This is a genomic window from Micromonospora parva (genome assembly GCF_040649675.1).
Lineage (GTDB): Bacteria > Actinomycetota > Actinomycetes > Mycobacteriales > Micromonosporaceae > Micromonospora > Micromonospora parva.
The window spans coordinates 356443-382071 of sequence record NZ_JBEZFX010000004.1 but is presented as its reverse complement, the minus strand read 5'-3'; the positions used below and the strand labels follow the sequence as shown (position 1 = coordinate 382071).

The 25629-nt window shown below is 72.5% G+C and carries 23 protein-coding genes, 1 tRNA gene and 2 pseudogenes; 21 read left to right on the top strand and 5 right to left on the bottom strand.

Annotated features, from left to right (window positions below; translation table 11 throughout):
- The first annotated feature begins 228 nt into the window (after positions 1–228).
- The 8 genes and pseudogenes from AB0C03_RS13020 (at position 229) to AB0C03_RS12990 (ending at position 5820) form a co-directional block, all read left to right on the top strand.
- On the top strand, positions 229–633 hold the full coding sequence (locus AB0C03_RS13020) for a MarR family winged helix-turn-helix transcriptional regulator (protein WP_245233577.1): 405 nt from the start codon (positions 229–231) through the stop codon (positions 631–633).
- A gap of 51 nt (positions 634–684) precedes the next feature.
- Positions 685–1056: pseudogene (locus AB0C03_RS32325) on the top strand (transketolase); the annotation flags it as partial.
- 117 nt (positions 1057–1173) lie between these two features.
- Positions 1174–3150: pseudogene (locus AB0C03_RS13015) on the top strand (transketolase C-terminal domain-containing protein); the annotation flags it as partial.
- 112 nt (positions 3151–3262) lie between these two features.
- Entirely contained in the window at positions 3263–3700 is a 438-nt protein-coding gene (locus AB0C03_RS13010) for a DUF3052 domain-containing protein (protein ID WP_030330240.1), read from the top strand.
- A gap of 88 nt (positions 3701–3788) precedes the next feature.
- On the top strand, positions 3789–4253 hold the full coding sequence (locus AB0C03_RS13005; RefSeq protein ID WP_030330239.1) for a peroxiredoxin: 465 nt from the start codon (positions 3789–3791) through the stop codon (positions 4251–4253).
- Between the two features lie 74 nt (positions 4254–4327).
- Positions 4328–4399, top strand: a tRNA-Val gene (locus AB0C03_RS13000).
- Between the two features lie 240 nt (positions 4400–4639).
- Positions 4640–5062, top strand: a complete 423-nt coding sequence (locus AB0C03_RS12995; protein ID WP_357636844.1) for a hypothetical protein — start codon at positions 4640–4642, stop codon at positions 5060–5062.
- Positions 5063–5271: 209 nt separating this feature from the next.
- Complete coding sequence (locus AB0C03_RS12990) at positions 5272–5820, top strand: hypothetical protein (protein WP_210861987.1); 549 nt, start codon at positions 5272–5274, stop codon at positions 5818–5820.
- 64 nt (positions 5821–5884) lie between these two features.
- Here AB0C03_RS12990 and AB0C03_RS12985 read toward each other — a convergent pair whose 3' ends face one another.
- Positions 5885–6628, bottom strand: coding sequence for a 3-oxoacyl-ACP reductase family protein (locus AB0C03_RS12985; RefSeq protein WP_357636630.1), 744 nt, complete (start codon positions 6626–6628; stop codon positions 5885–5887).
- A 237-nt stretch (positions 6629–6865) separates the two neighbouring features.
- On the opposite strand from AB0C03_RS12985, the gene AB0C03_RS12980 reads away from it, so the two are divergent.
- The 3 genes from AB0C03_RS12980 (at position 6866) to AB0C03_RS12970 (ending at position 9298) form a co-directional block, all read left to right on the top strand.
- Positions 6866–7492, top strand: a complete 627-nt coding sequence (locus AB0C03_RS12980) for an HAD-IA family hydrolase (protein WP_030330232.1) — start codon at positions 6866–6868, stop codon at positions 7490–7492.
- A gap of 86 nt (positions 7493–7578) precedes the next feature.
- On the top strand, positions 7579–8058 hold the full coding sequence (locus AB0C03_RS12975; protein WP_357636626.1) for a GNAT family N-acetyltransferase: 480 nt from the start codon (positions 7579–7581) through the stop codon (positions 8056–8058).
- A 97-nt stretch (positions 8059–8155) separates the two neighbouring features.
- On the top strand, positions 8156–9298 hold the full coding sequence (locus AB0C03_RS12970) for a polysaccharide pyruvyl transferase family protein (protein WP_030330230.1): 1143 nt from the start codon (positions 8156–8158) through the stop codon (positions 9296–9298).
- Between the two features lie 8 nt (positions 9299–9306).
- Here AB0C03_RS12970 and AB0C03_RS12965 read toward each other — a convergent pair whose 3' ends face one another.
- The gene (locus AB0C03_RS12965) at positions 9307–9513 is read right to left on the bottom strand and encodes a DUF8847 domain-containing protein (protein WP_030330229.1); all 207 of its coding nucleotides are present in this window, start codon (positions 9511–9513) and stop codon (positions 9307–9309) included.
- A gap of 82 nt (positions 9514–9595) precedes the next feature.
- On the opposite strand from AB0C03_RS12965, the gene AB0C03_RS12960 reads away from it, so the two are divergent.
- Positions 9596–10114 (top strand): DinB family protein, encoded by a 519-nt coding sequence (locus AB0C03_RS12960; RefSeq protein WP_357636623.1) that lies wholly within the window; start codon positions 9596–9598, stop codon positions 10112–10114.
- Between the two features lie 39 nt (positions 10115–10153).
- Here the strand turns inward: AB0C03_RS12960 and AB0C03_RS12955 are convergent, their stop codons facing one another.
- A complete protein-coding gene (locus AB0C03_RS12955) occupies positions 10154–11026 on the bottom strand; it encodes a carbohydrate kinase family protein (protein WP_357636620.1) in 873 nt (290 codons plus the stop codon).
- Positions 11027–11211: 185 nt separating this feature from the next.
- Between AB0C03_RS12955 and AB0C03_RS12950 the strand changes: the two genes are divergently transcribed.
- Complete coding sequence (locus AB0C03_RS12950; RefSeq protein WP_030330226.1) at positions 11212–14559, top strand: SNF2-related protein; 3348 nt, start codon at positions 11212–11214, stop codon at positions 14557–14559.
- A gap of 34 nt (positions 14560–14593) precedes the next feature.
- Positions 14594–15538 (top strand): SWIM zinc finger family protein, encoded by a 945-nt coding sequence (locus tag AB0C03_RS12945; RefSeq protein WP_030330225.1) that lies wholly within the window; start codon positions 14594–14596, stop codon positions 15536–15538.
- Positions 15539–15563: 25 nt separating this feature from the next.
- Here AB0C03_RS12945 and AB0C03_RS12940 read toward each other — a convergent pair whose 3' ends face one another.
- On the bottom strand, positions 15564–15821 hold the full coding sequence (locus AB0C03_RS12940; RefSeq protein WP_030330224.1) for a DUF3040 domain-containing protein: 258 nt from the start codon (positions 15819–15821) through the stop codon (positions 15564–15566).
- A gap of 430 nt (positions 15822–16251) precedes the next feature.
- On the opposite strand from AB0C03_RS12940, the gene AB0C03_RS12935 reads away from it, so the two are divergent.
- From AB0C03_RS12935 to AB0C03_RS12915, 5 genes are read left to right on the top strand one after another with little or no spacing between them, the layout of a single operon-like run.
- A complete protein-coding gene (locus AB0C03_RS12935; RefSeq protein WP_030330223.1) occupies positions 16252–18327 on the top strand; it encodes a DUF1800 domain-containing protein in 2076 nt (691 codons plus the stop codon).
- Positions 18328–18335: 8 nt separating this feature from the next.
- Positions 18336–19718, top strand: a complete 1383-nt coding sequence (locus AB0C03_RS12930; protein ID WP_030330222.1) for a DUF1501 domain-containing protein — start codon at positions 18336–18338, stop codon at positions 19716–19718.
- Positions 19715–21133, top strand: coding sequence for a ferredoxin reductase family protein (locus tag AB0C03_RS12925; protein ID WP_030330221.1), 1419 nt, complete (start codon positions 19715–19717; stop codon positions 21131–21133). The genes AB0C03_RS12930 and AB0C03_RS12925 overlap by 4 nt, the downstream gene beginning before the upstream one ends.
- Before the next feature lie 13 nt (positions 21134–21146).
- Entirely contained in the window at positions 21147–21749 is a 603-nt protein-coding gene (locus AB0C03_RS12920) for an FMN-binding protein (RefSeq protein WP_030330220.1), read from the top strand.
- 49 nt (positions 21750–21798) lie between these two features.
- The gene (locus tag AB0C03_RS12915; RefSeq protein ID WP_210865465.1) at positions 21799–22521 is read left to right on the top strand and encodes an FAD:protein FMN transferase; all 723 of its coding nucleotides are present in this window, start codon (positions 21799–21801) and stop codon (positions 22519–22521) included.
- Between the two features lie 270 nt (positions 22522–22791).
- On the opposite strand, the gene AB0C03_RS12910 is transcribed toward AB0C03_RS12915, so the two are convergent.
- A complete protein-coding gene (locus AB0C03_RS12910) occupies positions 22792–23463 on the bottom strand; it encodes a bifunctional DNA primase/polymerase (protein WP_030330217.1) in 672 nt (223 codons plus the stop codon).
- A gap of 248 nt (positions 23464–23711) precedes the next feature.
- On the opposite strand from AB0C03_RS12910, the gene AB0C03_RS12905 reads away from it, so the two are divergent.
- Both AB0C03_RS12905 and AB0C03_RS12900 read left to right on the top strand, forming a co-directional pair.
- Entirely contained in the window at positions 23712–24941 is a 1230-nt protein-coding gene (locus AB0C03_RS12905; RefSeq protein WP_030330215.1) for a helix-turn-helix domain-containing protein, read from the top strand.
- Positions 24942–24957: 16 nt separating this feature from the next.
- Positions 24958–25530: a flavoprotein gene (locus AB0C03_RS12900; RefSeq protein ID WP_030330214.1), complete on the top strand. Its 573-nt coding sequence runs from the start codon at positions 24958–24960 to the stop codon at positions 25528–25530.
- Positions 25531–25629 lie beyond the last annotated feature (99 nt).

The following is a 25629-nucleotide window of genomic DNA, read 5'->3' as shown; positions in this document are numbered from 1 at the left end:
TCGCGAGGCCCGGTGGCCGACAGGTGACAGCGAGGCGCCCTGCTCGTCGCCGGCAGTCGAACACCGATGACCACAGTCGATTCGTGCTGGTCGCCGACGGGCCGGCCGCGCCGGCGGGCCCGGACGACGCCCGTCACTGCGTACGATGTGGCAGTGACGCAGGAGGTGGGTCCCGCGGCGGGCGCACCGGTGGATCGCGCCGGTCTCGCCTTCGACGTGGTGCGCCGGATGGCGCACGTCACCGCCGCGCTGCGACACCGGCAGGGCTCCGCGTTCGCCGAGTTGGGCCTCACCCCGGCGGCGGCCCGGGCGTTGCAGGAGCTGGACCCGGATCACCCGCTGCCGGCCCGCGACCTCGCCGGTCAGCTGGGTTGCGACCGGTCGAACGTGACGGTGCTGGTCGACAAGCTGGAGCAGGCCGGGCTGGTCGAGCGCCGCACCGATCCCACCGACCGCCGGCAGAAGACGTTGCTGGTGACCGGGGAGGGTCGCGTCGTACGGGCCCGGGTGATCGAGGTGATGTCCGACTCCCGACTGCTGTCCGGGCTGACGGACGAGGAGCTGAACACCCTTCGTGACCTGGTCTGGAAGGTGTCCGACGGCGGCTGCCCGGAGTCCTGCGAGTCACAGTGAACGCACCCCGGCCGGCCGTGTCCCACTGGGCGAGCCGGGCTCCCGTCGGTAATGCTGTCCGACGTGACCACCCCGCAAGATCTCGACGACCGGTTCCGGGAGACGCTGGCGGCGCTGCCCGCCGCCGAGCGACGGCGTGACCCCGCCGACCCGGTCACCGACGACGCCCCACTGACCGGCGCGCAGCTGCTGGACCTGTTCGACGCACAGGTGACCAGCCGGCAACTCGACCTGGCCGGCCGCTGGTTGCGCAGCTTCGGGGAGGGCTTCTACACCATCGGTTCGGCCGGCCACGAGGGCAACGCCGCCGTCGCCGCCGCGCTGCGTCCCACCGATCCGGCGTTGCTGCACTACCGCTCGGGCGCGTTCTACTGCCTGCGCGCCGCCCAGGTCGCCGCCGATCCCGCGCCGAGCACCGAGCCGAGCACCGAGACCGAGTCGACCACCGAGACCGAGCCGACCTCCGCTCGGGTGCCCTCCGCCGACGCGGCGGTGTCCGAAGCGGAGCCGTCCGGGTCCGAGCGGGTCACCGGTGGCTTCACGGCGTACGCCGACGCGGCCCGGGACGTGCTGCGCGGGATGGTCGCGTCCAGCCTCGAGCCGATCGCCGGTGGCCGGCACAAGGTGTTCGGCCGCGCCGACCTGGCCATCGTGCCGACCACCTCCACCATCGCCTCGCACCTGCCCCGCGCCGTGGGCATGGGGCTCGCCGTGGAGCGGCTGCGCCGGCTGGACAGCGCCGGACGGCGTACCGGGGCCGGGGTGCGGGTCGGCAGCGGCGCCGGCGCCACACACGCCCCCTGGCCACCGGACGCGATAGTGGTCTGCTCGTTCGGCGACGCCTCGGTCAACCACGCCAGCGCCACCGCCGCCTTCAACACCGCCGGCTGGTACGACCACGCCGGGCTGCGCATCCCGGTGCTCTTCGTCTGCGAGGACAACGGGTTGGGCATCAGCGTCCGCTCGCCGGAGGGCTGGGTCGAGGCGACCCTGCGGGCCAAGCCGGGCATCCGCTACTTCAGCGCGGACGGAAGCGACCCGGTGCAGACGTACGCGGTGGCGGCGGAAGCCGCGGCCTGGGTGCGCCGCAACCGGCGCCCGGCCGTGCTGCACCTGCGCACCGTGCGGCTGATGGGGCACGCCGGGGCGGACGCGGAGACCGCGTACCGGAGCCCGGCCGAGCTGGCCGAGGACCTGGACCGGGACCCGGTGGCCGGCACCGCGCGGCTGCTGGCCGCCGCCGGCGTGGCGACCGGTGCGGAACTGCTCTCCCGGTACGACGAGACCGGCTGGCAGGTCCGCCGGCTGGCCGAGGAGGTGCTGGGCGAGCCGAAGCTGGCCGGCGCGGCCGACGTGGTGTCGACGCTGGCGCCTCGCCGTCCGGTGCGGGTGGCGCGGGCGGTGGCCGACGCCGCGGCGCGGGCCAGCGGGCCGGGCGCGGCCGCCCGGGCGGAGGCGTTCGGCGGTAAGCCGCCGGAGCTGGCCGGCCCGATGACGTTGGCGCAGAGCATCAACGCCGCGCTCGCCGACGGGATGCTCGACCACCCGCAGATGGCGGTCTTCGGTGAGGACGTGGCCGCCAAGGGCGGCGTGTACGGGGTGACGAAGGGGCTGCGCGACCGGTTCGGGGCGGCCCGGGTCTTCGACACCCTGCTCGACGAGACGTCGGTGCTCGGGCTGGGCCTCGGTGCCGGGTTGGCCGGGATGCTGCCGGTGCCGGAGATCCAGTACCTGGCGTACCTGCACAACGCCGAGGACCAGCTGCGCGGTGAGGCGGCCACCATGCGGTTCTTCTCCCAGGGGGCGTTCCGCAACCCGATGGTGGTGCGGGTGGCCGGCCTGGCGTACCAGGAGGGGTTCGGCGGGCACTTCCACAACGACAACTCGGTGGCCGTACTCCGGGATGTGCCCGGTCTGGTGATCGCGGTGCCGGCGCGGCCGGACGACGCCGCGCCCATGCTGCGAACCTGTCTGGCGAGCGCGGCGGTGGACGGCAGTGTGTGCGTGTTCCTGGAACCGATAGCGCTCTACCACACCCGCGACCTGTACGTCGACGGTGACGGAGAGTGGCTGGCCGGCTATCCGGAGCCGGGCGGATGGGTGGCCGGTCACGTGCCGATCGGGCGGGCCCGGGTCTACCGCGTCGGGTCGGCCGACGACCTCACCATCATCACCTTCGGTAACGGGGTGCGGATGTCGCTGCGGGCCGCGGCCGTCCTCGCCGAGGAGGGGGTGGGCACCCGCGTGGTGGACCTGCGTTGGCTGGCCCCGCTGCCGGTGGCCGACATCATCCGGGAGTCCTCGGCGACCGGCCGGGTGCTGGTGGTGGACGAGACACGCCGCTCCGGCGGGGTCGGCGAGGGCGTGATCGCCGCGCTCGTCGACGCCGGATATGTCGGTGCCGCGCGGCGAGTGGCGGGAGTTGACTCGTTTGTACCATTAGGTCCGGCAGCACGTCACGTACTGGTCTCCGCGGAAGCCATTACCGACGGTGCCCGTACGCTGCTGGCACGGTAAATTCCGTTCCACCCGGTGCGCCACTTGCGCGCAGACCCACAAGTGTGTGGACTTTGCCTGACGGCGTCGCACCGACGCCGCGAGCAGGGACGAGATGAGGAGGCACGCGACAGTGAGCGCGACCGCTGGTCAGGCCGCCGACGGGGTACGCAGCCTGGCGGACCGGTTCGGGATCGAACCGGGGATGGTCGTCATGGAGATGGGGTACGACGACGACGTCGACCAGGATCTCCGAGACGCCCTGACCGACCGCTGTGGAGATCTGGTCGACGAGGACACCGACGAGGTGGTCGACGCGGTGCTGGTGTGGTACCGGGACGGCGACGGCGACCTCTTCGAGCTGCTCGTCGATGCCCTCGGCCCGCTGGCCGACAACGGCGTCGTGTGGCTGCTCACCCCCAAGGCGGGGCGCGAGGGGCACGTCGAGCCGAGCGAGGTCGCGGAGTCCGCGCCCACCGCTGGCCTTCAGCAGACCTCGACCGTGAACGCCGGCCGGGACTGGAGCGGCGCACGTCTGGTGCTGCGCCGAGGGGCCAAGGCCAAGAAGTAGCCAGCGCCGCTCTGCGCGCCCGACGGTCCGCCCACCGCCGGGTGGCAGGCCGCTGCCGTTCACCCGACTCGACCCGAGGAGAGTGCGCATGCTCATCGAGGTTGGTGCCGAGGCACCGGACTTCGTGCTGAAGGACCAGAACAACCAGGAGGTCCGACTGTCGGACTTCCGGGGCAGGCGCACCGTGCTGCTGGTCTTCTACCCGCTCGCCTTCACCGGCATCTGCCAGGGCGAGCTGAGCGAGATCCGAGACAACCTCGACGAGTACGTGAACGACGACGTCCAGGTGCTGACCGTCAGCGTCGACTCGGTCTACAGCCACAAGATCTGGGCCGACCGTGAGGGCTACCAGTTCCCGATGCTGGCCGACTTCTGGCCGCACGGTGCCGTCGCCCAGGCGTACGGGGTCTTCAACGACGTGGCCGGCTTCGCCAACCGGGGCACCTTCGTCATCGACAGGACCGGCGTGGTCCGCTTCGCCGAGATGAACGGTCCGGGCGAGGCCCGCGACCAGCAGGGTTGGCGCAAGGCCGTCGCCGAAGCGACCAACTGACCGGGGTACGCCGTGCACCCGGGTCGGTGGCGGGCAGGTAAGCTTGCCAGCCACCGGCCCGCCACGGGCGATCCGGGCGCGTAGCTCAGTGGGAGAGCACTCGCCTTACAAGCGAGGGGTCGCAGGTTCGAAACCTGCCGCGCCCACCCTGCACTGATCGTCACCCGTCAGCCTGGCCTGTGCTGGCGCAGGCGGCCCGCGGGGCCGTCACGGCCTCACGGTGGCGCCTCCGCCCGCCGTTGCGTGGTCCGGAGTGATCAAGTGATGAAAAGTAGGCCAGGAGCACTCCTGGCAGCTGTTTCTCATCACTTGATCATGATGACCCGACGCGCGTTCCGGCTGGCGTCCGTGCCGGACGGGGAGCGGATATCTTTCGGATCGTGAAGATGGTGGGTCGGCTGCGGGCGTTGCTGGGTAGGGGCGCCAGGGATCAGTCCGAGGACTCGTCTGACGCGCAGCCCTTCTCGCCGGAGTGCATGTCGCTGCTTGAGCTGGCCCGGATGCTCGCGGGTCGCGAGTACAGCGGGAGAGTCGCCAGCGCGTACGTCGAGGTGGTGACGTTCGCGTCGGCTGACGAGATCGTGGCGATGCTTGAGGTGATGCTGAGGGAGGACTGGATCGGCCTTCCGGTGTGGGCGCGAAACCTCGCGTTCCGGCTGGCCTGCCTGCAACGCCCGGAGGATGTCGAACTGCTGCGTCTGGCGGCGGGCGATCTGAACGCCTTCGGTCCCGACTGGGACGCCATCGCCACAGACCTTCAGCGTCGAGCCGACCGACTTGACGCCGCGCAGGAAGAGCCCACTTTCTGACGCCGGATCAGGCCGTGGAGCGCAGCATCCTGGTCAGGACGGTCCGGAGCGCCTCGGCGGCCTCGGCGGGAGACATCCGGCCGGCGTCGACCTCCTCGCCCGCGGCGTGGCAGAGCTTGGTGGGTGATCGTGGCCTGCCAGCCGGTCGGCCAGTCGGCGAAGGCCCGCCCGGGCCGGACGGTCCGGAGTGATCACGCCATGATGGGTGGGTGCAGGACACCGTCGCCGTCGCGCTGATCACCTCACTGTCCACCTTGGCCGCCGCCACCCTGACCGGGCTGGTCGGCGCGCTCAGCACCCGCCGGCAACTGGCCCACCAACTCACCGTCGCCCGGCAGGAGAGCGTCGAGCGGTGGGCGACGCGTCGGGACGAGTTGCGCCGCGACGCGTACGTCGGGTTTCTGGGCGCCTGCGACCAGGCGTACCGGCAGTTGGACCGGCGGTGGCTCGAGCCCGGCGGGGGCGAGCCGGTGCCCGGCTTCGACGAGGCGTACGCGGCGATGCGCGCCGTCGACGAGGCGTACAACCTGGTGTTGCTGGAGGGCCCGGCGGAGGTCGCGGCGGTCGGCCGGGCCGTGTTGACCAGCCTCACCGCGGAGCACGCCGACCAGCGCCGGCTCGGTGACGAGCCGGGCGACCGGGGTGTGCCGCTGCGCGACCGGCACCGGGAGCGCTGGCTCGCGGCGATCGAGGTACGCACGAATCACCGGATCTCGTTCGTCGACGCGGTACGCCCGGTGCTGGGCCACGACGGCTGACGAGCCGGCACTGGGTTGGTTGAGCCCGGGGCGGCGTCGGATGGCGCCGACGCCGCCCGGGTGCTCAGCTGTTGAAGCCGCCGTCCACGTTGACCACCGCACCGGTCACGTAACCGGCCTCGGGGCTGGCCAGGTGCGCGACGGTGGCCGCGATGTCGGCGGGGCGGGCGTACCGGCCGACGGCGGTGAATCCGGTGATCGCCGCCGCGTTCGGCCCGTCCGCCGGGTTGGCGTCGGTGTCCGTCGGCCCCGGGTTGACCAGGTTGACGGTGATGTTCCGGGAGCCCAGTTCCCGGGCCAGGCCCCGGGTCAGCCCGACCAGGGCGGACTTGCTCATCGCGTAGAGCGTCAGCCCGGGAAAGACCACCCGTTCACCGACGTTGCTGCCGATGCTGATGATCCGTCCGCCCTCGCCCAGGTGCCGCAGCGCCGCCCGCGCGGCGACGTACGGTGCCCGGATGTTGACCGCGACGGTCTGCTCCACCTCGGCCGAGCCAAGCTCGTCCATGGCGCCGACCGTGAACACCGCGGCGTTGTTCACCAGGATGTCCAGCCGACCCAGTTCGGCGGCTGTCCGGTCGACAGCGCCCTGCACGGCGGCCGGGTCGGCGCCGTCCGCCTGGATCGCCAGCGCCCGTCGGCCCAGCGCCTCGATCTGCTTCACCACTGTCGCGGCCCGCTCGGCGTCCTGCCGGTAGGTCAGCGCCACGTCGGCCCCGTCCTGGGCCAGACGCAGGGCGATGCCGGCCCCGATGCCCCGGGAACCTCCGGTCACCAGTGCGACCCTGTCGTTGAGTGTCGTCGTCATGCAAACGATCATCTGGCCGCGCGGCCTCGTCGTCTGGCGGCTATCGGACCCCTCGTTGCGACCCTCAGGTCCGATTCCCGCGATCCTCGACGGCCTGCGGACGCGGTGGGCCGCCATGATCCGCGCGACTTCACGGATCCTGCTGCCTCACCCGGCGACGAGACAGCAGGATCACCGAAGTTGCGCGGATCTTGCCAGGTGGGGGAGGGTGGGGCGAGCGATGCGGGGAGAGTGGTCGTGGAACTGGCAGGCATCGGCGCGGTGCTGTTCGACATGGACGGCACCCTGGTCGACTCCGACGCCGCCGTGGAGCGGGCCTGGGAGCGGTGGGCCGGCGAGTACGCCGTCGATCCGGCGGCGGCGTTGGCCATCGCGCACGGCAGCCCGGCCGATCGGACCATCCGCCGGCTGCTGCCCGCGCTCGACGACGACGCGGTCGCCACCGCTGCCGCGCGACAGTTGGCGTTGCAGTACGACGACCTGTCCGACGTGACAGCCACCCCCGGTGCGCACGAACTGCTGAACGTGCTGGCCCGACTGGGGTTGCCCTGGGCGGTGGTGACCAGCGCCGACGCGCGGCTCGCCGAGGCCCGGCTCGACGCCGCCGGCATCAAGGCGCCGGTGCTCGTCACGGTCGAGGACGTCAGCGTCGGCAAGCCGGACCCGGAGGGCTACCTGCGGAGCGCGGCGCTGCTGGGCGTACCGGTGGCGCGGTGCCTGGTCGTCGAGGACGCCGAGGTCGGCCTGCGGGCCGGGCGGGCGGCCGGGGCGATGACCGCCGCGCTGAAAGGGCTCGACGGCGACCTGCGGCTGCACGACCTGACGCAGTTGGCCCGCCAACTGGACCCGCCGACGGCATCCTGACCCCGCCCGCCCCGGCGGTGAATCTGTTGGCGTGTCCAGGCCGGTTCTGCTGCACTGCCTGCTGGCGACGATGAAGGGGAGACGCGGTGGAGTTGACGTTGACGCCGATGACGGCGCCGGAACTGGCCCGCCTGCTGGGGGCACTGGAGCAGGGGTACGCCGAGTACCTGGTGGCCCACCGGGGGATGACCCCGGAGGCGGCCCGTGAGCGGACGGTCACCCAGATCGGGGAGTCGCTGCCGGCCGGCGTGGACACCGAGGGCGTGTTGCTGCGGATGGCCCGGGTCGGTGACACCGAGGTCGGCTGGATCTGGGTGACCCTGCCGACGGCCGCCGCACCGAACCAGGCGTGGATCCACAACATCGAGGTGCACGAGGAGCACCGGGGACGCGGGTACGCACGGCGGATGATCCAGCTCATCGAGGCCGAACTCGCCCAGCTCGGCGTGCCGGAGCTGGGTCTGAACGTCTTCGGTACGAACACCGTGGCGCTCGGCCTCTACCGCAGTCTGGGCTTCGAGGTCACCTCGCGGCAGATGGCGAAACGCGTCACCCCGGCGGGCTGAACCGCCGCCGACGCCGTGCACTGTCGGTCCTCCCGGCAGGACTGTTCACCTGCCCAGCGGGAAACCGGCGCGGACCGCACCTGGGGAGGAGCGACGGATGACGCACGGCGCCGGACTGACCATCGGTGTGCTCGGCTCGTACGGTGGGCGAAACCTCGGCGACGAGGCGATCCTCACCGGCCTGCTCACCGATCTGCGGACGCAGGAACCGAACGCCCGGATCATCGTCTTCTCCCGGAACCCGGAGCACACCCGGGCCGCGCACCCGGACGTCGAAGCGGTGCCGTGGGAGGGCGTGAGCCGTACCGACTCGGCCCTGGTCCTGGCCCAGCTCGACCTGCTCATCCTGGGCGGTGGCGGCATCCTCTACGACCGGGAGGCCCGCCGTTACCTGCGGGTGGTCCGGGTCGCCCAGGAGCGGGGCCTGCCACTGATCACCTACGCGGTGGGGGTCGGGCCGCTCAGCGACGGGGTGGACACCGGCATGGTCCGGGAAACGCTCTCCAGCGCGACCCAGGTGACCGTCCGGGACCAGGAGTCCCGGATGGTGCTGGAGGAGGCTGGCCTGCTCAACCCGATCACCGTCACCGCGGACCCGGCGTTCCTCCTGCAACCGGAGGAGTTCCCGGCCCACCTGCTGGCCGAGGAGGGGGTGCCGGTCGGCAAGCGGTTGGTCGGGATAAGCGTGCGGGAGCCGGGCCGGGCCGCCGAACGCCTCGACGTGGACGGTTACCACCGGCTGCTGGCCCAGATCGGTGATTTCCTGGTGCACCGGATCGACGCGTACGTGCTGTTCGTGCCCATGGAGCGGGACGACATCCGGCACGCCCACGGGGTGCTGTCGCACATGGTCGCCGCCGAGCGGGGTCGGATCCTGCACGGCACCTACTCTCCGCAGCAGGTGCTGGGGCTGATGCGCCACTTCGACCTGGCCGTCGGCATGCGCCTGCACTTCCTGATCTTCGCGGCGATGGTCGGTACGCCGTTCCTGCCCCTGCCGTACGCCGGAAAGGTCTTCGACCTGGCCCAGCGGCTCGGTGTGCCGGCGCTACGCGGTGTGGAGCGGGAGGTCGAGGGGCCGCTGCTGGCCGAGGTCGACCGACTGTGGGACGAGCGGGAGCAACGCGCCGACGCCACCGCGCGGCGGGTGGCGGAGGTATGCGATCAGGCGCGGGGCACCTCGGAGGTCACCCGTGGCGTGTTGGAAAGTTTGCGCAGCCAGACCCTCACCCGGGTCTGAGCCGGCGGTCACACCGCCGGGCCGGTCCACCGGTAGCGCCACTCGCGGGCGTCCTCGCGGAAGTTCTCCAACTCGTAGATCTGCGCGTCGGCCAGCCCACCGGAGCCGAGGTGATGGTGGGTCAGCGGCGGGCGACCGTTGCTGTCGAGCTCGACGGTGATGGTCTGCCCGTCCGCCGTGCCGCCGACGAGAGGGATCTGCACGGAGGAAGCCATGCGCCCATCCTGCCCGGCGCAGCGCCCGCTCGCAGCGGATAGCGGGGCAGCGGGGTGACCGGCCCGTGGCTAGGGTCGGCGAATGGAGCAGACGATCGATCCCACGCTCGGTCCGGTGCTCGCCCGCACCGGCGACGAGCGCGCCGTGCTGACCTCGTTCCTCGACTTCCACCGGGCCGTGCTGCTGCGCAAACTGCGCGGTCTCTCCGACGCCGACGCCCGCCGCCGGCTGGTGCCCTCGGCTACCACGCTCGCCGGGCTGGTCAAGCACCTCACCCTCGTCGAGCGCAACTGGTTCCCGACCCTGCTGGCCCCCGAGCCCGGCGACGTCTACCTGACCTCCGAGGAGGACGCGGTCGCCAGCTTCATGCTCGACGACCAGGAGACCGTCGCCGGGCTCGTCGAGGCGTACGAGCGGGCCTGTGAGCGGTCCCGGGCGGTCGCCGCGAGCGTCGACCTCGACCACGTGGTGCCGCATCCGCAGCTCGGTGAGGCGTCGGTGCGGTGGATTCTGGTGCACCTGATCGAGGAGACGGCCCGGCACGCGGGCCACGCCGACATCCTGCGCGAGCTGACCGACGGCGAGTGCGGCGCGTTCTGAGCCCTGCCCGCCGTACGCCGTCGGCGCGGCGGCGTGCCGTCAACCGCTGGGCAGCAGGCCCGGCGGGTACTCCATCCCGTCATGGGCGCAGGCCGCGGCGGCGACCCGCGCCGCGTACCGGGCCGCGTCCGCCAGCGGCTCGCCACGCAACCGGGCGGCGATCAGCCCGGCCGCGAAGGCATCGCCCGCCCCGTTGGTGTCAACCACCGGCGCGGGTGCGGTGGCGGGTGGCACCGGCGTCACCGTGCCGTCGCCCGGGAACAACTCGGCGCCGTCCGCGCCCCTGGTCACCAGCACTGTCCGGGGAGCCAGCGTGCCGGCGAGCGACGCGCCCCGGTCGCCCAGCCGCACCCCGCTCACCAGAACGAGGTCGGCAACGTCGGCGAACGGCCGATGGTAGGTGTTCTCGCCGTCCCAGTCGTGCAGGTCGGTGGAGAGCGCCACGCCTGCCGCAATGGCAGCCCGCACGGCGGGCAGCAGCGGCACCGCCCAATCCATGATCGAGAGATGGACGTGCCGGGCGTCACGAGCCAGCGCGGCCACCTCCGCGGCGGAGAACGGCGGGCCGCCCCGCCACGGGCGCGGGTCGTACAGCGACGTGCGTCGCCCACCCGGGTCCACGAGGTTCACCGAACGGCGGGTGCCGTCCGGGTTCTCGGCCAGCACCGCCGGAACCCCGGCCCGGGTCAGCGCCGCCCGGACCAGCTCACCGGCCGGGTCCGCGCCGAGGGTGTCCACCACCAGCACCCGCAGGCCGAGCGCCCGGGCGGCCAGCGCCACCCCGGCACCGGTGTTGCCGATCCGCAACTCGATCGGCTCGACGGTGTGGGAGTCGGCGGCCGGCAACGGCAGCGCGGGCACCCGGACCCGCACATCCACCCCGAGCCCGCCAAGAACCAACAGATCGACCACGCCGCCGACGCTAGCCTGCTGCCGGCCGAGCCTGCAGGCCACGCGATCGTGCACTTTCTGCGGCGACAGAATGAGGCCTTCTTCGCAGAACACCAACACCAACTGCAAGGTCACGCAGGTGGGGGTGTCGGTCCGGCCAGGTTGGGCCACCTATCCTGGTCGCGGGCGACGACGAGGGGGAACGGGTGCTGGTCATCCACGGGCTGTGGTTGCCCGACGCCAGCTCGACCGGCGCCAGCTCGACAGGTGGCCTCGCCGTCTGGGCCGAGGACAGCGCGGCGCCGATTCCCGCTGCTCGTGCGGGCCGCCCGGCCCGGGACCGCCCGCACCCCTTCGCCGCCGGGCACACCGACCTGGCCGCCGTCCTCGCCGAGGCCGCCGAGCCGACCCGACCGGACACCGCGCTGCTCACCCTGCCCACCCGGGCGGGTGCGCCGACCGACTCACCCGAGCTGATCCGCACCACCGTCGCACCTGCGGCCCGCGGCCGGCTCACCCTGGCCAATTGGCGGGTGCCCATTCTGGTGTACGCCCCGGACGACGCCCTGTCGCTGCTGCACACCCTGGACGACATCCCGGCGGTGGCCGGGGCCACCCTGCGGCACCTCGCCGAGCTGGCCGACTTCGCCGCCGACCTGGTGACCCGTGGCCGGGTCCTGCCCGGTGTACGCATGACGACGAGCGACCAACTGCCCGGCGCTGGTGCGACGACGGACAACCAGCCGCCCGGTGCGACGGTGGGTGACCAGCCCTCCGGCGCTCGCGGAACGGTGGCGTCTTCCGGGGCTGCCGCGCGGGTGCCCGCGCAGGCGGTCTGGCGTCCGCTGCTGACCGGCACCGATGCCGCCTGGGCGCGATCGCTGGCGCTGGCCCTGCCACCCGCCGCCCGCGCCACCGTCCTGCCGGCCACTGCCACCGGCTCGCCAACGCCTACCCCCGCCGCTGCTGCTCAGCGGTCCGACGAGAGTGCCGCCGCAGCGACCGCCGGTTCTGGTGACCGTGAGCTGACCGCCGCCGCGCTGGTCGCGGACGCGCTCGACGCGTTGACCGACGCCGCCGCGCGGGCCGCGCTGGCGACCACCACGCTGGCCCGGGGGCTGCGCCCGGGTGGTCCGGCGCCGGCCTGGTTGGCCGCGCTCGCCGGCCCGCAGCGGGACTTCACCATCGACCCGGCCGGGCTGGCCACGCTCGGCGCGGAACTGGACGCCTGGCAGCGCGACGCCGCCGGGGGCCCGGTGCGGGCCAGCTTCCGACTGGTCGAGCCGGCCCCCGACGAGGTCACCGAACCGTTCCTGGCCACCGCGCCGGCACTGGCCGACTCCGCGCGGGCGGCGGTCGACTCCGCGCCGGTGCCGGTCGGGTCGGCCGGTGGCGGCCGGTGGCGGCTGGAGTTCGGGTTGCAGGCCGCAGACGAGCCTGGCCTGCACGTCGACGCCGGGGAGGTCTGGCGCGGGCCGCAGACACCCGGTGGCCTGGCGGGCCGGACGGCCAGCCCGCAGGAGACCCTGCTCGCCGAGTTGGGCCGGGCCAGCCGGCTCTGGCCGGACCTGGACGCCGCGTTGCGGACCGCCGCCCCGGAGGCGATGGAACTCGACGTCGAGGGAGCCCACCGGTTCCTCAGCGCGGGCGCCCCGGTGCTGCACGCGGCCGGCTTCGGGGTGCTGCTGCCGTCCTGGTGGCAGCGTCCGTCGGCGCGCCTGGGTGCCCGGTTGCGGGCCCGCAGCCGTACCGCGCCGGGCACGGTCGGTGGCGTCGACGCCGGCGTCGGTCTGGACGCCCTGGTCGACTACCGCTGGGAGATCGCCCTCGGCGACCAGCCGCTCTCCGCCGAGGAGTTGGCGGTGCTGGCCGAGATGAAGACCCCGCTGGTCCGGCTGCGCGGCCGGTGGGTGGAGTTGGACCCGGGGCGGCTCGCCGCCGGTCTGCGCCTGCTCCGCTCCGCCGGCGAGCTGACCGTCGCCGACCTGCTCCGCCTCGGGCTGGCCGACGGCGAGGCCACCGGCGCGCTGCCGGTGCTGGAGGTGACCGCCGACGGGGCGCTGGGCGACCTGCTCGCCGGCGCGGTCGAGCGGCGGCTCACCCCGCTGGACCCGCCCCCGGGCTTTGAGGGGACGCTGCGGCCGTACCAGCAGCGTGGACTGGCCTGGCTGGCCTTCCTGCGCTCCCTCGGCCTGGGCGGTGTGCTCGCCGACGACATGGGGCTGGGCAAGACTGTGCAACTGCTCGCGCTGCTCGCCGGGGACCCACCGGAGGCCGGGCCGACGCTGCTGGTCTGTCCGATGTCGCTGGTCGGCAACTGGCAGCGGGAGGCCGCGCGGTTCACCCCGGGGCTGCGGGTGCACGTACACCATGGTGCCGAGCGGGCGCGGGGGGCGGAGTTCACCGCGGCCGCGCACGGCGCGGACCTGGTCCTCACCACCTACTCGGTGGCCGCCCGCGACGCCGCCGACCTGGCCGGCATCGACTGGCACCGGGTGGTGGTGGACGAGGCGCAGGCGATCAAGAACGCGTCGACGCGGCAGGCCGAGGCGGTCCGGGCGCTGCCCGCCCGGCAGCGGGTGGCGGTCACCGGTACGCCGGTGGAGAACCGCCTCGCCGACCTCTGGTCGATCATGCAGTTCGCCAACCCGGGCCTGCTCGGGCCGGCCGCGACGTTCCGCAAGCGGTTCGCCGAGCCGATCGAGCGGCACGGCGACGCCGAGGCCGCCGAGCGCCTGCGTCGGATCACCGGGCCGTTCGTGCTGCGCCGGCTCAAGACCGACTCGTCGATCATCTCCGACCTGCCGGAGAAGCTGGAGATGGAGGTGCTCTGCAACCTCACCGCCGAGCAGGCCGCGCTGTACCGGGTGGTGGTCGACGACATGCTCGCCCGGATCGAGACCAGCGACGGCATCGAGCGACGCGGTCTGGTGCTGGCCACCATGACCCGGCTCAAGCAGGTCTGCAACCACCCCGCCCAACTGCTGCGCGACGGCTCGCCGTTGGAGGGCCGTTCCGGCAAGCTGGCCCGGCTCACCGAGATCCTGGAGGAGGTGCTGGCGGCGGGGGAGCGGGCGCTGCTGTTCACCCAGTACGCCGAGTTCGGCGCGATGTTGCGCGGTCACCTGTCGGCGCGCTTCGGCCGGGAGGTGCTGTTCCTGCACGGTGGCGTCGGCAAGGCCGAGCGGGACACCCTGGTGCAGCGCTTCCAGTCGGCGGAGGGTCCGCCGCTGTTCGTCCTGTCCCTCAAGGCCGGCGGCACCGGGCTGACGCTGACCGCCGCGAACCACGTGGTGCATGTGGACAGGTGGTGGAACCCGGCGGTCGAGGACCAGGCCACCGACCGGGCGTTCCGCATCGGGCAGCGCCGACGGGTGCAGGTCCGCAAGTTCGTCTGCGCCGGCACTGTCGAGGAGAAGGTGGCCGCGCTGATCGCCGACAAGCGCAGCCTCGCCGAGCGGGTCGTCGGCACCGGCGAGCAGTGGATCACCGAGCTGTCCACCGGCCAGTTGCGGGACCTGTTCGCCCTGGAGGCCGGGGCGGTGGTGGAGTGAGCGAGCGGAGCGAGCGAACCGTCAGGCACAGCCAATTTGTGCCTCGCGTCGGCACGGAGCGCAGCGGAGTGCCGACGTGAGCGACTTCGCCGACTACGGGCGTCCCCGCCGGGTCGACGGGGGTCTGCGGGCCCGCAGCGCCCGGGGCGCCATCGGCCGGTCCTGGTGGTCGCGGCGTTTCCTGGAGGTGCTGGAGTCGTTCGCGCTCGGCACCCGGTTGACCCGGGGCCGGTCGTACGCGCGGGCCGGTCAGGTGCTCACACTCGACATCACACCCGGGCGGGTCAGCGCGGTGGTGCAGGGCTCCCGGCCGCAGCCGTACCAGGTGTCGATCGGGGTGCGGCCGTTCCCGGCCGCGCTCTGGTCCCGAATCGAGGACGAGCTGGCCGGGCAGGCGTTCTTCAGCGCCCGGCTGCTCGCCGGGGACCTCCCCGACGAGTTGGAGGAGCTGTTCGCCGCCGCCGGCGCGCCGCTGTTCCCGGCGGCCGTCGACGAGCTGACCCAGCGCTGCAACTGCCCCGACTTCGCGGTGCCCTGCAAGCACCTCGCGGCGACGTTCTACCTGCTGGCCGAGGCGTTCGACGCGGACCCGTTCGAGCTGTTGCACTGGCGCGGTCGGTCCCGCGCGGAGTTGCTCGACGAACTCCGCGCCCGCCGGGCGGCGGCCACCGGTGTCACCCCACCGCCCCCGCCGGTCGACGAACCGTCCGAACCGGACGGTGCCGGGTCGGCGGTGGACGTCCTGACGCCGGTCGGTGCCGCCCGTGCGCTCGCCGGGCTGTCGGCGACGCCGTTGGCCGAGGCGGCGGACCGGTTCTGGTCGGCGCCGGTGCCGCTGCCGGACCGGCCGCCCCGACTGGTGACCGGCACCGACCTGCTGCTGCGCCAGCTCGGAGCGCCGGCCGCGACCATCGGTGGGCCGGGAACGCTCGAACGGTTGCGTCGCGCGTACCGGGCGTTCGGCCCGGCCGACCGGTGAGCCGTCCCGTCGAGCGGTGGAGCAGTCATGTCCAGCGGCGGCGGAACCGCCACATGATCGCGGCGTTGGCCACCAGCACCACCGCGCAGATCGCGCCGGTGAGCCGACCGGCGAATACGGCTATCGCCGGCAGTGACGCCCACAGCACGATGGTCAACAACATCAGGTAGCGGCCCCTGCGGGCCCGAACCCGGTGGTCCAGCTTCTTGAAGAAGGCCGGGTCACTTTCCCGGAGCTGACGGGTGATCTGGTCGAATCTGCGCTGATCCTCTTTGCTGAGCATGGCGCTGCCTTCCCCTCACGCGTTCAGCGGTTCGGCGGCATACCCGCTGCGGTGGCGGCTCACGCTCGCCCGTTGCTGCTACTTTTCCTCCACGCGAGCGCCCCTCATGTCCGGCTTACCCGGACCTTAAGTTTGCCTTTGGTGGTGAACGGCGCCGAAAGTGTCGGCTACGGGCAAGTGGTCCGATCCGTACTCGGCTGACGCGCGTACGCCCTGCTGGGAGAGTCTGCGGTCGGCCACCGCCCACCGCCCGCCGCGAAGGCAGCACTGAACGCTGTCTTAAGTGCCCTCACGGGTGTGTTCCGGCCACCTTGAAGGGCCCTGGGGCCTTGGTTACTTTGCCGTAGCAACTCCCTCAGGCAACAGTCGCCGCACTGCCGCACCTGCCCGGTAGCAGCTTCCGGCGCTCATCAGAAATCGGGATTGGTACATGGCCGACCAGAATGTGCCACCACGTCGACCGCGGGACGACCGCGGTTGGGACGGACGCCAGCACCACAACGCTGACGGCTACGGCGACCCCCACCCGCACGCGCCCTACGGCTACGATTCGCCCCACCAGCAGGGCGGCTACGCCGCGCCGGTCGACCCGCGTGAGCAGTACGCCGGGCAACCGGCCCCCGCCCCGCGCGGTCCGCAGTGGATCGGGCCGGAGGGCCTCGGCCGCCCGGCTCCGGCCCGCCCGGCCGGCACCGGACTGCCCACCCTCGACGACGACGACGATCCGGGTCGCAAGGTCGGCCGACGCAAGGCGATGGTGGCCCTCGGCGGCACCGCCGCCGTCGTCGCCGGTGGCGCGGCGCTCGCCATGACCCCGCAGTTGCGGGGCCTCTTCGGCGACGAGGCGGTGGCCGGCGACGCGACCGGCAGCACGGTCACCGACGGCACCGCGGCACGGCCCAGCGGCCAGCAGCCCAGCACGGTGCGTACCTACACCGAGCAGAACGAGAGCTACATGGGCTCGCGCGCCGGTGAGGCGCTGAAGAAGAACGCGCCGGCCGGTGGGCGCACCTACTCCGGCCCGGCCGCCGCCGCGGCGGCGACGAAGGTGACGGTGAAGACGGTCCTGGCCAAGGACCCGATCCTGCACCTGGCCCGGCGCGCCACCTTCGGCGTGACGCCCGCGCTGCTCGCCGACATCAAGCGCGAGGGCATGGACGCCTGGATCCGGGCCCAGCTGGACCCGGACAAGTTGGAGCCGAGCAAGGGTGAGCTGAAGCTCGCCGAGCTGCCGACCCAGAAGCTCTCCACGCAGCAGCTGCGTGACCAGCGGGACAAGCTCAACGAGCAGGGTGCCCAGCCGGAGCAGGAGATGGTCGACGCCACCATCGCCCGGCAGATCTGGTCCAAGCGCCAACTGTTCGAGGTGATGGTCGACTTCTGGAACGACTTCCTGCACGTCGCCGCGGACTTCGACGGCGGCGAGGTGTACCGCTCCTCGTTCGACCAGGACGTCATCCGCAAGCACGCCCTGGGCAGCTACCCGGAGATGCTGGTCGCCGCGAACAAGCACCCCGCGCTGCTGATCTACCTGAACCAGAAGGACTCCCGCAAGGACGCCATCAACGAGAACCTCGCCCGGGAGAACCTCGAGCTCTACTCGGTCGGCGTCGACGGCGGCTACAAGGAGCCGGACGTCCGGCAGGCCGCCATGCTCCAGACCGGCCGTGGGGTCCAGGACGGCAAGTACGTCTTCCGCCCCGAGCAGCACTACGTCGGCAAGGTGAAGATCCTCGGGTTCACCCACGCGAACAACTCGGCCGACCCGAAGAAGGCCGAAGCGGCCATCGACGCGTACATCACCTACATCGCGACGCACCCGTCGACGGCGAAGTACGTGGCGCAGAGCCTGGCCACCCGGTTCGTCTCGGACACCCCGCCCAAGTCCCTGGTGGACCGGCTGGCCAAGACGTACACCACCAACAAGGGCATGATCAAGCCGGTCCTGATGACGCTCTTCTGCTCCTCGGAGTTCTGGGCCGGTGTGGGCCAGAAGGTGCGCCGGCCGATGGAGTACCTGGTGGCCACGTACCGCACCCTGGGCGTCTCGCCCGAGGCGTCGCCGAAGCACAACAACGGCGACAGCAAGCGCACCGCTTACGCCCGGGGGCTGCGCCAGATCAACGACAAGCTGCGCGAGTTGGGCCACTACCCGATGGGCCAGCCCACTCCGGACGGCTACCCGGACGTCTACGTCGCCTGGACCTCGGCCGGCACCATGGTCAACGGCTGGAACGAGGCGGGCGAGATCCTCGCCGGCTACCGCACCACGTTCACGTACACCGCGCCGGAGAAGCTGGTCGCCAAGCCGCCGGCGACGGCCGGGGCGTACGTGGACGCGCTCTCCCTGCGGCTGGTGGGCCAGAAGTTCAGCACGCGGGAGAAGAACCTCATCCTCGGCGTGGCCGGTGTGGCGGCGACCGCCAAGGTCGACGCCACGTTCAACGGGGCCATCACCGCCGTCGCGCGGGCGATCCTCGCTTCCCCCCAGCACCACCTCCGGTGAGGCACCCGATGGAGAAGACTGTGTACAACTCTTTCCCCCTGCACCCCGAATGCCCGGACGTGCGACGGCTGGCCGACAACCCGGCCGAGGCGTTGCTGCGCGCCGAGGCCGACATCGTCGCCGCCGAGAACGCCGCCGAGTTCGACAGGTACCGCACCCTGGAAAACCTGGAGGAGGCCCAGCAGGACGGGCGGGGCGTGACCCGGCGGACCTTCGTCGCCGGTGCCGCGGCCACCGCCACCGCGCTGGCCACCGCCCAGTTCGTCACCACCTCGGCGTCGTTCGCGGCGACCAAGACCGGCACCCTGATCCACGTCTTCCTCTACGGCGGGCTGGACGGGCTGAGCCTCGTCGCTCCGGACAACGACCCGGTGCTCGCCAAGGCCCGCCCGGACCTGCTGCTCGGGAACGACTCGTTGGCCCTGGGCCGCGGCTTCAAGCTGACCAGCGCATTCAAGCCGCTGGAGAAGTGGCTCACCGCCGGTCAGCTGGGCTTCATCCCGGCGGTCTCGGACGAGCGGCTGTCCCGCAGCCACTTCCAGGCCGCGGACGCCTGCAACCTGGGCGGACTGCCCAACGAGACCGGTGGCCGGGGTTGGCTCGACGGGCTCGTCGACAACCTCGGCAAGGGCACGGCGTTCCGCAGCGTCGGCATCGGCAGCACGCTGCCCCGCTCGCTCGTCGGCAACAACGGCGCGCTCTCGCTGAACAGCGTCGGCTCGCTGCGGCTCAACGGTGACGAAAAGTTCCGGGCGGCCACCGAGAAGGCCATCAAGGGGCTCTTCACCGGGATCAACCACCCGGTCGAGGAGGCCGTGCAGGAGGGCATGGGCGCGCTGGCCACCGCCCAGAAGCTCGCCGCCAAGCCGTACCAGCCCGCCGCGGGCGTCACGTACGAGGGCGTCGGCCGGGCGTTCCAGCAGCTCGCCCAGCTGATCAAGGGCGGCGCCAACGTGCGGGTCGCCACCGTCGGCATGGGTGGCTACGACACCCACGAGAACCAGGGCACCCGCGAGGGTGGCCAGCTCCACCGCCGGTTGAACGAACTGGCCAGCGCGATGGCCGCGTTCTTCACCGACCTCGGCCCGAAGGCCGCCGACGTGACGATCATGGTGTCCAGCGAGTTCGGCAGGCGGGTCGGCTCCAACACCGGCGGCACCGACCACGGGCACGGCGGCGTGGTCACCCTGCTGTCCGGCAAGAAGCTGGCCGGTTCGCTGCTGGGCACCTGGAACGGTCTGGACAAGCTGGACTCCGGTGACGTGCCGGAGTACAACAACATGTTCAACGTCTACGGCGCGGTGGCCCAGGGCCGGTTCGGGCTCACCAACGCGGAGGTCGACAAGATCTTCCCCCGCCAGAAGTACGCCCCGATGAAGCTGTACGCGTGACGTATTCGCACACCCACGCCGCCGGCCGTCGTACCGGGACCTCGTCCCGGCACGGCGGCCGGTCGGCCGCACCCGTACCCCCACAGAGCCCGGCCCGGCGCGGACCCGGCGGCCGACGGCTGCTGGGCGTGCTGCTCCTGGTCGGCCTGCTCGCCAGCGTGCTCCCGTGGTGGTTGGGCACCCCCGCCGGATCGCTGCGCACCCCCGCCGCCACCGTCACCGCCGCCGGCCGGATCACCGGCCTGGTCGCCGGCTACCTGCTGCTGGTGCAGGTGCTGATGATGAGTCGCCTGCCGGTGCTGGAACGGTGGATCGGCGGCGAGCACACCGCCCGCTGGCACCGGGACATCGGGGCCACCCTGCTGGTCACCGTGCTGGCCCACATGTCGCTGATCCTCGTCGGCTACGCCGACCTGCGTAACCAGTCGATCCTCGCCGAGGTCGGCACGTTGCTCGGCGACTACGAGGACATGGTCTCCGCGTTCGTCGCCACCGGCATCATGGTGCTTGTCGGGTTCACCAGCATCCGGGCCATCCGGCGGGCGTTGCCCTACGAGCTGTGGCACCTGCTGCACCTGTCCAGCTACCTGATCCTGCTGCTCGGCTTCGGCCACCAGTTCACCCACGGCGCGCAGCTGTACAAGCCCGGCCCGGTGCGCACCGGCTGGATCGCGCTCTACGTCCTGGTGGTCGCCGCAGTGCTCTGGGGCCGGGTGATCGCGCCGCTGGCGTTCAACCTGCGCTACAAGCTGCGGGTCGCCGACGTGGTCGCCGAGAGCACCGACACCATCTCCATCTACCTCACCGGGGAGCGGCTCGGCCGGCTGGCGATGCTCGGCGGCCAACACTTCCGTTGGCGGTTCCTCACCCGGGGCTGTTGGTGGCAGTCGCACCCGTTCTCCGTCTCCGCCGCCGCCAACGGCCGCTGGCTGCGGATCACCGTCAAGGTGGTCGGCACCCACACCGCCGACCTGCGCGACCTGGACCCGGGCACCCGGGTCTGGGCCGAGGGCCCCTCGGGCACCTTCACCGCCGCGCACCGGCTGCGCGAGCGGGCGCTGCTGATCGCCGGCGGGAGCGGCATCACCCCGATCCGGGCGATGCTGGAGGAGTTGCCGCCGGGCGCCGCGCTGATCTACCGGGCCCGCACACCGGCCGACGTGCTGCTCAGCCGCGAGTTGGACTGGCTGGCCCAGGAGCGCGACACCTCGCTCTGGTACGTCATCGGTTCCCGCGACGACCCCGGACCCCGCCAGCTGATGAGCCCGGACGGGCTGCGCCAACTGGTGCCCGACGTGGCCCGGCGCGACGTCTACCTGTGCGGGCCGCCCGGGTTGGTGGAACAGTCGGTGCGGGCGCTGCGCCGGGCCGGCGTGCCCCGGCGGCAGATCCACCTGGCCACGTTCGAGCTGTAGGAAGGGCATACCCATGCGTCGCGCGCTCCTCGCGATCACCGGCCTGGCCGCCAGCACCACCGCGCTGGTGGTGTTCAAGGGCTCGCCGGGCGCCACCCAGGTCGCCCAGAACCTGCCGACCGCCCAGCCGGTCAACCCCACCGCGCCGGGCGCCGACCCGAGCGCCGACCCGGCCGCGCCGGGCACGGACCCGGCCGGGGAGGTGGCCACGCCGTCGAAGACGGCCGACGCGCCGGTGTCGCCCAAGCCCGGCAAGACCACCGCCCGCCCGTCCGGCACGAAGACCACGACGAAGGCCCCGAGCACCCCGCGTACCACCAAGGCACCCCAGCCGACCACCCGCCGGGTCACCGGCAACGGCTTCGACAACGAGTACGGGTACGTGCAGGTGCAGATCGTCGTCTCGGGTAACCGGATCGTCGAGGCGGTCGCGCTGTCGCTGCCCAGCGGGGGTGAATCCGACATCCACAGCGGTGACGTGCGCGACCGCTACGACGGCAGCGGTGGAGAGGTGGTGCAGAAGCAGAACGCCAACCTCAACACCGTCTCCGGGGCCACCGAGACCAGCAACTCCTACAAGCAGTCGCTGCGGTCCGCCATCGAGCAGGCATTCTGACGTGCGGGCCACGCTGACCCGGCCCGGGCTGTGCCGGGTCGAACAGATCATGGGTACGGCCGTCACAGTGGACCTCGCCGACGATCTGCCCCCGGCGACCCTGCGCGAGCTGGCCGATGAGGTCTTCGCCTGGATGCACGAGGTGGACGCGCGGTTCAGCACCTACCAGCCGGCGAGCGAGGTGTGCCGCTTCGACCGGGGTGAGGTGCTGCTCTCCGAGGCGTCCGCGGACCTGCGGTACGTGCTGGAGACCTGCGCCGACCTGTGGGGCGCCACCGACGGGTTCTTCGACGCGTACGCCACCGGTCGGTTCGACCCGTCCGGCTTCGTCAAGGGCTGGGCGGCTCAGGTCGCCTCGGACCGCCTCGTCGCCGCCGGCGCCGTCAACCACTGCGTGAACGCCGGCGGTGACGTGCGGGTGCGGGGTCTGTCGCCGTCCGGGGAGCCGTGGCGCATCGGCATCCGGCACCCGTGGGACGCGATGGCGGCCTGCCTGGTGCTCACCGGGACGGACCTGGCGGTGGCCACCTCCGGCGTGTACGAGCGAGGCCGGCACGTGCTGGACCCGCGCCGGGGAACGCCGGCCAGTGGGCTGCGCTCGGTGACGGTGGTCGGCACCGACCTCGGGGTGGCCGACGCGTACGCCACCGCCGCCCTCGCCATGGGCACCCCTGGCCTCGGTTGGTTGGCCCGCCTGGACGACCACACCCACGCGGCGATCACCGACAACGCCCGCCAGTATCTCTCCGTCGACCTGCCGCTAGCCGACTAGCGCCTAGCGGAGGGGGCGGTGGGTGCCGGCGGGGCGGGAGCCGGTGGGGCGTGGGCGGCCGGGGCGGGAGCCGGCCGGTCGGGTGCCGGCCCAGCGGTGCCGTCGGTGGCTGCGCCGGGGCGGCTCGGTGCCGCCGGGATGAGGCGCCCTGTCGTTTGTGGACATCGTTCCCCCGTTCGTGGCGCGCGTTCGCACCGTCCCCCTGTCAACGAGGACCGGCGCTCCGGCGACGCTGTCGGCCACCGGATCGAATCGTCGGGCGGGCCCGTCTCACATGCCTCGTCGGGGCAGCGGCAGGTGACCGGGGAGCAGGTCCGGGGTGAGCGTCACCCCGGTGGCGCGCAGCGCGCCGATCAACGTGTTCTGCACGAGGTACGAATCCGGAAGCTGCCAGCGGGCCTGCTCCGGGGCGACCGCCCAGCGGACAGTGCCCTCCGGCAGTCGGGTGGGCGGCGCGGGGATCCACGAGCCCGGCCCGTGCCGGACCACGTGGAAGCAGTGCTCCAACTCCGGCCGGAGCGGGTCGCCGGGGCGGACCAGGAACATCCACCGCCCGGTGGGCGTGACCAGCACCGGCCCGCGTACGCCGGTGCCGGCCGGGTGGATCTGGACCGCGTCGAGCACGTGCCGGCCGAGGTGGGCGGGCACCTCCAGCACATCGAAGGCCCGACCGGTGGGCAGCAGCACCCCGTGCGGGCGGCTCCGCCACCAGGTGGCGACCCGGGCCGGGTCGGCGCTGGCGGCCAGCTCCCAGTTCTCCAGGGCGGGATGGCAGCCCACCGTGGGACAGCCGGCCCGGCCGCAGACGAAACGGCTGCGGGCCAGGCAGGCGCCCGGTGTGACCTGCCAGCCGTGTGCGGCGTACCGGATGGCGACCCGGCGCAGCCGGACCCGTTCCAGCGGCGACAGTTCGGCGACGCGCGGTCCGACATTCCCCCACATGTGTGCCAACTCCTCTCGTCGGTCCCGGCGTTCGCCAGGTCGCATGTCGAGCACCGTCACTGCCGTAACCCACGATCGTTGAGGTTGACGAACGGCTCGTGCAACTTGCACGAAAAGTACGAGGACCAGCTGTACGGCTGACGTACATCCTGTGCGACCAGCCAAAACCTGAAAGTGAAAAGCGGCCGCCGCACCCGCGGACATCGCCCCGACTCGATTGGTCGTCGGTGGCAGGGGAGGATGGGGAGATGGACGAGCTACCCATAGGACGGCGAGTGGCCTACTGGCGGGGGCGACGCAAGATGTCCCAACAGGTCTTCGCGGACCGGCTGGGCAAGTCCAAGAGCTGGGTGGACAAGGTCGAGCGCGGCGTCCGCCGGCTGGACAAGTTCTCCGTCCTCTACGAGATCGCCGACATCCTCCAGATGGACGTCCAGCTGCTGATGGGCAAGGATCCGGAGCGCCGCGCCGACGCCCTCAACTGCATCGACCAGGTCGAGGTGCAGGAGATCCGGGCGGCGCTGGAACGCTACGACTCGATGAGCGCGTACTTCGACGCGGCGCCGTTCCCGCCGCCGATGGACGACATGCGCAAGGCCGTCAACCACGCCTGGCTCACCTACCAGTACGGCCGCTACGGGATGCTCACCCGGGCGCTGCCCAAGCTGCTGCGCGACGCCCAGGCGGCCGACGCCGCGTACGGCGGTGAGCAGGCCGCCGAGGCGGCCCACCTGCTCGGCCAGGTCTACCAGATCGCCTCCTCGGTGCTGCGCAAGCTCGGCGAGTGCGAGCTCGCCTGGTTGGCCGCCGACCGGTCGATGGCGGTGGCCCAGCGCGCCGACGACCCCCTGCTGGCCGGGATCGCCACCACGCGGGTGTGCAACGCCCTGGTCGCGATGGGGCGGGCCCGTCCCGCGCTGGAGCTGAACGTCCAGATCGCCAACCGGCTGGCACCGGGTGGGAGCAACGAGGTCTCCCCGGCCCGCCTCTCCGTCTACGGGATGCTGCTGCTCCAGGGCGCGATGGCCGCGTCCCGCATCGGCGACTCGGCCAGCGTCGACGACCTGATCAACGCTGCGCAGGAGGCGGCCAACCTGCTCGGTGGCGACCACAACCACTACTGGACGTCGTTCGGCCCGACCAACGTCGAGCTGCACCGGGCCGCCGCCGCAGTGGAGCTGGGCGACGGTGGGCGGGCCGTGGAGGTGCACCGGCTGCGCATCGCGGAGCCGTCCTTCAACGCGCTGCTGCCCGAGCGTCGCGCCCACCACCTGCTCGACATCGCCCGCGGCTACGCCCAGATCGGTGACGTGGCGAACGCCGGCGAGATGCTGCTGCTCGGTGATCGGCTCGCCCCGTCGGAGATCCGCTGCCGGCCGATCGCGCACGAGGTGATGTCGGACATCCTCCGTCGCACACGTGGTGCGCCGCCTTCTCCGGTAGCGGAGTTGGCTGAGCACATGGGAGTAGGGGTATGAGCGCGGAGCCGGTCTGATGGCCGGTACAACGCGCAACAGCGGGCACCGCGAGGTGCTCTACGTCATCGCCTGCGGTTCGCCGCTGGCACGGCACGTCGGTCGTCTGGTCGACCTCGCCCAACAGGACGGTTGGGACGTCTGCGTGATCACCACGCCGGACGGCGCGAAGTTCGTCGACCAGTCGGCCCTGATTCGGCAGACCGGCCATCCGGTGCGGACGCACTACAAGAATCCCGGCGACCCGGACGTGCTGCCGCCCGCCGACGCCATGATCGTCTGCCCGGCCACCGTCAACACGGTCAACAAGTGGGCGGCCGGGATCACCGACACCCTGGCGCTCGGGCTGCTGGTCGAGGCCCAGGGCAAGGGCGTCCCCATCGTGGCGGTGCCGTACACCAACGCGGCGATGGCCTGCCACCCGGCGTTTCGGGCCGGGGTGGCCCGGTTGGCCGAGTGGGGCGTCACCGTGCTCTTCGGCGACGACGTGATCGCGCTGCATCCGCCCGGGACGGGGGAACAGCACATGCACGCCTTCCCCTGGGCGATGCCGCTGGCCGCGTTGCAGACCGTCTCCTGGACCGCCGCCTAGGGCGTCCGTCCGACGCGGCCGGGCCGGGTGTCACCGCCCGGTGGCCGCCACGCCGGTAAGCTGGCCCGCCGTGAGCACAAGCGGATCCGCCCCCACTGT